Here is a 4,433-nt window from a genome sequence, read left to right on the forward strand (position 1 = left end):
GGCACCCGGTTCGGCGGGCGCCACCGCGGGAGGCCGGTCGGTGCGGGTGTCCGTACCGGCGCCGGCACGGACGCCGGTGTCGCTGCGGCTGCCGGCGTCGGCGTCGGCGTCCGGCGCCGTGCGGGTGCGGGTGCCGGTGCCCGCGGCGGTACCGGTCGCCCGGTCGTCGCCGGGGGCCGGCGCGGTCGTGGGGTGGTGGTGCGTGGTCAAGACAGCGCTGCGGAGACCATCAGGGCGGTGCCGACGTACATCGTTCCCTGGACCCACGCCGCCGGGTGGGGGCGGTTGTCGACGTCCTCCATGACGCAGGCGCCCATCCGGCCCGGGGTGACGATGCCGACGACGGCGAAGACCACCGTCATCACCAGCACGCCGGCGAGGCCGTAGACCAGGGTGCTGGTCAGCCCCCAGATCAGGCCCTCCTGGAACTCGCTGGAGCGGATTGCCTGCGAGATCACCAGGCCCACACCGAGCATCTGTCCGCTCAGGACGATGGAGGCGCCCTTGTTGCGTTCCTTCCAGACCACCTCGACGAGCTTGCGGGGGGTCACCAGGTCGAGCGCGGCGAAACCGGCCGCCATCACGATGAACCCGACCACCCCGTACGCGATGGTGATGCCGGCCGACTCGAATATCTCCGCCACGGTCGCCTCTCTCGCGCACCGCGTCTGCGGTGCCCTGCTGTTGTCCGCCGGTCCCGGTCGTTCACCGGGGCCGGACGTCTTCCGGTGTCTGTCGGCACGGCCCCGGCCGCGCGCGGTGCCACGCGGGTGTCACCGGCGCGCGCGGGGTGCGCGTGCGGGCGGCGGCCGCGTGGTGTGCGTGGCCGCCACCGGTATTCAACCCTGTTCCGGCTGTCGGCGGCAGCGGTGCGGCCGCCCCGTTCCGGTGGCCGCACCGTCGTCCTGCCGCTGCCGTACGCTCCGTTGCCGCTCGCGGCGCGGGGTCGTGGTGCTCGTGGTGCTGCCGCTCGCGGGGCTGCCGCGTGGGGGCTACTTGCCGCTGCCGGGGCCGCCGCCGCGGAAACCGCCGCCGCCACCGCCGCCGCTGCTCCCGCCGCCTCCGCCGTTCCCGCTCGGGCCGGGGACCGGCCACACTCCGCCGATGTCGCTGTTCCACGCGCGGTGCGCGGTGCGGTAGGAGGAGATCTCGATGCGACTGCCGCCGCTCGCGTTGGAGTTCACCCGGACCACGTGGTTGCGGTACCGCAGGTAGACCCGGTCCGTCTTGGTGACCCGGTTGCCCGCCTGGGTGTTGCGGTCGATGTCCGCGGCCACCTGGCGCGGCGACATGGTCCCCGTGGTCCAGTAACTGCCGCTGCGCGAATAGGTGGTGTCGATGTAGCTGCGCGGCACCTCGTTGTACCCGCCTCCCGAGCCGCTGCCGCACGCCGTCAGGAGCACCATCGTCATCGTCACGACGATCGTCGCCGCCGTCCTGTGCGCCCTCACCGCGACACCGCCACGGTGCGGGTCTCCACTATCTGGAAGGACCGGGGGTAGGTGTGCCAGGTCCGCCAGGCGACCCGCGGGCCGGCGCCGCCGCCATCGGGCACGGCGTCGGGCGCGGCGCGGCCCACCGACAGGGCGGTGACCGCGTCGGGGGCGCCCGGGAAGACGCCGAACAGCGCGTCGTCGCGGTCGGCGAGTGTCTCGCGCAACTCCCGTACCACCGCGGCGAACTCCGCTGCGGAGTACCGGCGGGTGTGCGAGGCGAACCGGTAGGACCAGCCGTCGACCTCACGGGCGAGTACGGCCGGGAGTCCTTCGCCGACGCCCTTGCCGAGGCAGGCGACGGTCTCCCGGACCGGCCCGACGAACACCTGGTGCGAGGCGCCGAGCAGCCGCAGTCGGACGGTGGCGCCGTCGACCGGGACCTCGGTGGTGAGCAGCGCCTCCTGGTCCGGCAGACCGAGGGCGAGGGAGATGTCCTCCGGCGCGGTGTCGAGGTAGGGCGTCTCCAGCGTCGCGGCCGTCATGCGTCGCTCCCCGGGTAGACGGTGAGTGTGCCGTTGGGGACCCGCTCGCCCAGCGAGGCCTCCCAGGTGCCCGAGCCGTCCTCGGCGAGGTAGCGCTCGAAGGCGAGGCCGCGGTTGCCGGGGCCCTCGTAGTCCGCGTACTCGACGCGGCCGGAGCCGCCGAGGCCCGTGGTGCCCTCGGAGGTGTAGCGGGCGACGCCGTGCTCGGTGCGGCGGTAGGTGATGCCGTCGACGGTGTGCGTGCGCTCCGAGGGCGAGAGCTGCGGGCCCTCGTACGGCGTCCACAGCATCACCTCGAGGTCCGGGTCCTCCTCGACGGAGATCCAACGGCGGCCGGAGCCGTCCTCGTTGAGGGCGTCCAGGAAGTGCTCGTCCCAGGTGAAGCCGCCCTCCTTGAGGCGGACGGAACCGCGGACGAACATCCGCTCGCCGAGGTACTCGACCATGTCGCCGGCGCGCAGCTTCCGCGGGTCGCCGCTCGCGGAATCGGACTGGTCGAACGGATCGCGTGGCAGGGCCGGTCGTGCCTCCTCGGCGGCGCGCTGACGGCGCAGCAGCAGGACGATCAGCGCCACCATGAGACCGATGACAACAAATGACAGTACATAAGCCATAGTTGGCCCCCCGTGGCTGTGAACGTGACTGTGCTGTCAAGTATCCCACGCAGCCGGCCGCCCGCCCGGTTCCCGGGGGCGCGCGATCGGTGCGCGCTCCGGGCGGGAGCAGCCGGTCCGGGGCGGGCCGCGGCGGCCCCGCCTACCGGCGGATCAGTCGACGCGACGGGCCCCGCGCGCCAACTCGCGCACCATGCTGTGCAGTCGAGGCACCCAGGGCTCGGCTTCCGGCTTCATCAACGCGCTCCGCACCACCGTCACCTCGCGCGCTCCGTCCGGCCGCACCGCCGGGTGCCTGGCCGTGAACGCCTCCGCCGTGACGCGGGCGGTGCTCAGGTACACCGGGTCGGGTTCGCCCGGCCGCATTCCGGCCGCCAGCATCGACTCGGCCGCCGCGGTGACGCGCGGCGCGGTGGCCGGTTCGGTGCGGGGGAAGCAGCAGACGATGTCCAGCTCCGGCTGCTGGTACAGCTCCAGTTCGGGGTCGGCGGCGAGCAGTTCGGCCCACCGCAGCGCGGCCCTGCGCCCCGGTGCCAGTGCGGCACCCAACCCGTCCGGGGTGAGGGGGAACAGGCGCAGGGTGAGCCAGAGCGCGGCGGCCGCCGCTCCGGCACGCGAGCACTCCAGGCTGATCTCGCCGAGGTGCGGCTGCCGGGAGGTGAAGTAGGTGTACGGCGAGTCGTGCCGGAAGAAGCGCGCCGTCGACCGGTCACGGAAGAGGACCGCGCCGCAGCCGTACGGCTGGAGGCCGTGCTTGTGCGGATCGATCACCACCGAGTCGCAGTCGCCGAGCACCGCCCACGGCGCGGGGTCGATCAGCGGCACGCCCCGGTCGGCGTCGGCGGTGCTGCCGGCAGCGGTGCCGGCGGCAGCAGTGGTGCCGACCGTGTCCCCGGCGGGCCCCTCGGCGTCGGCGGCGCCGTTCGGCGCCGTGCGGGGGAGCCCGGTCAACAGGGTGTGGAACCCGCCGTAGGCGGCGTCGACGTGGACGCGCACCCCGTGCGCCCGGGCGAGCGGCAGCAGCAGGTGCAGCGGGTCGATCGCGCCGAGCCCCGTCGTGCCGGTGGTGGCGACGATCGTGCCGACGGCGCCGGAGCGCAGCAGCGCCGCCAGGGCGGCGGGGTCCATCCTGCCGGCGGTGTCGACGGCGACTTGGTGGCCGCGGACCCCCAGCAGGCGGCACATCCGCTCGTGGGTGTAGTGGCTGTCCGCGCTGTAGGCGATGCCCCGGTCGGGGTGCAGCTCCCGAGCGACGAAGAGCGCCTCCAGGTTGCCGAGCGTCCCGCTGGAGGTGAGGTGGCCGAGGTGGTCGTCGAACCCGACCATCGCGGCCAGTTGCTCCATCACCTCGACCTCCAGCGCCGAGGTCGCCGGACCGCCGTCGAGGGCGTGGTTGTTGGGGTTGATCAGCATCGCCGCGAGGTGCCCGACCACCGCCGCGGGGTGCGGCGGCTTCAGCATCTGGCCGGCGTAGCGCGGGTGGAAGAACGGGTAGCTGCCGGCGAGCCGGTCGCCGAGTTCGTCGAAGGCGGCGGCGAAGCGGTCGGGGTCGACGCGCAGTGCTGGGGGGTCGGGGTAGGGGCCGTGGCGCTCCTCCCACGCGCGGTGCCGGTCGACGGCGCTCTGCAGCCAGGCGGCGAGGTCCACGGGTCTCCTCCGGGAGCGGGTGCGGGAGTGGGAGCGACGGGGGTGCGGCAGGGCGCGCGGCCGGTACGACGGGCCGGGTGGTGCGGTGGCGCGGGGCGGTGCGGTGGTGCCGACCGGTGCGGTACGGGGCGCCGGTCAGGTGCGGGGGCGCCTCGGGCCGGGTGCCGCGTGGCGGCCCGGCGCCGCCGCGAGGG

Annotated in this window: 5 protein-coding genes and 1 pseudogene; all 6 read right to left on the reverse strand. The window is 74.5% G+C overall.

What is annotated here, in order from left to right; translation table 11 throughout:
• Positions 1 to 210: pseudogene (locus tag HCN52_RS22195) on the reverse strand (hypothetical protein); the annotation flags it as partial.
• Entirely contained in the window at positions 207 to 644 is a 438-nt protein-coding gene (locus HCN52_RS26270) for a DUF350 domain-containing protein (RefSeq protein ID WP_168090218.1), read from the reverse strand. The gene HCN52_RS26270 and the pseudogene HCN52_RS22195, both read right to left, overlap by 4 nt.
• A 348-nt stretch (positions 645 to 992) precedes the next feature.
• Positions 993 to 1,412 (reverse strand): DUF4247 domain-containing protein, encoded by a 420-nt coding sequence (locus HCN52_RS22205; RefSeq protein WP_168090219.1) that lies wholly within the window; start codon positions 1,410 to 1,412, stop codon positions 993 to 995.
• 35 nt (positions 1,413 to 1,447) lie between these two features.
• Positions 1,448 to 1,978 carry a DUF2617 family protein gene (locus HCN52_RS22210; protein WP_168090220.1) on the reverse strand — a complete coding sequence of 177 codons (531 nt, stop codon included), beginning with the start codon at positions 1,976 to 1,978 and terminating at the stop codon, positions 1,448 to 1,450.
• Positions 1,975 to 2,592, reverse strand: a complete 618-nt coding sequence (locus tag HCN52_RS22215) for a DUF4178 domain-containing protein (RefSeq protein WP_168090221.1) — start codon at positions 2,590 to 2,592, stop codon at positions 1,975 to 1,977. Before HCN52_RS22215 ends, HCN52_RS22210 begins: the two co-directional genes overlap by 4 nt.
• Positions 2,593 to 2,745: 153 nt before the next feature.
• Positions 2,746 to 4,239: a pyridoxal phosphate-dependent decarboxylase family protein gene (locus HCN52_RS22220; RefSeq protein ID WP_168090222.1), complete on the reverse strand. Its 1,494-nt coding sequence runs from the start codon at positions 4,237 to 4,239 to the stop codon at positions 2,746 to 2,748.
• Positions 4,240 to 4,433: the final 194 nt, after the last annotated feature.

Origin of the sequence: Streptomyces bohaiensis (assembly GCF_012033785.1) — a bacterium.
Taxonomy (GTDB): Bacteria; Actinomycetota; Actinomycetes; order Streptomycetales; family Streptomycetaceae; genus Streptomyces; species Streptomyces bohaiensis.

Excerpts from the sequence above, each read along its gene's own strand:
- HCN52_RS22205 (WP_168090219.1), bottom strand. The coding sequence starts at position 1,412 with ATGACGATGGTGCTCCTGACGGCGTGCGGCAGCGGCTCGGGAGGCGGG.
- HCN52_RS22210 (WP_168090220.1), bottom strand. The coding sequence starts at position 1,978 with ATGACGGCCGCGACGCTGGAGACGCCCTACCTCGACACCGCGCCGGAG.
- HCN52_RS22215 (WP_168090221.1), bottom strand. The coding sequence starts at position 2,592 with ATGGCTTATGTACTGTCATTTGTTGTCATCGGTCTCATGGTGGCGCTG.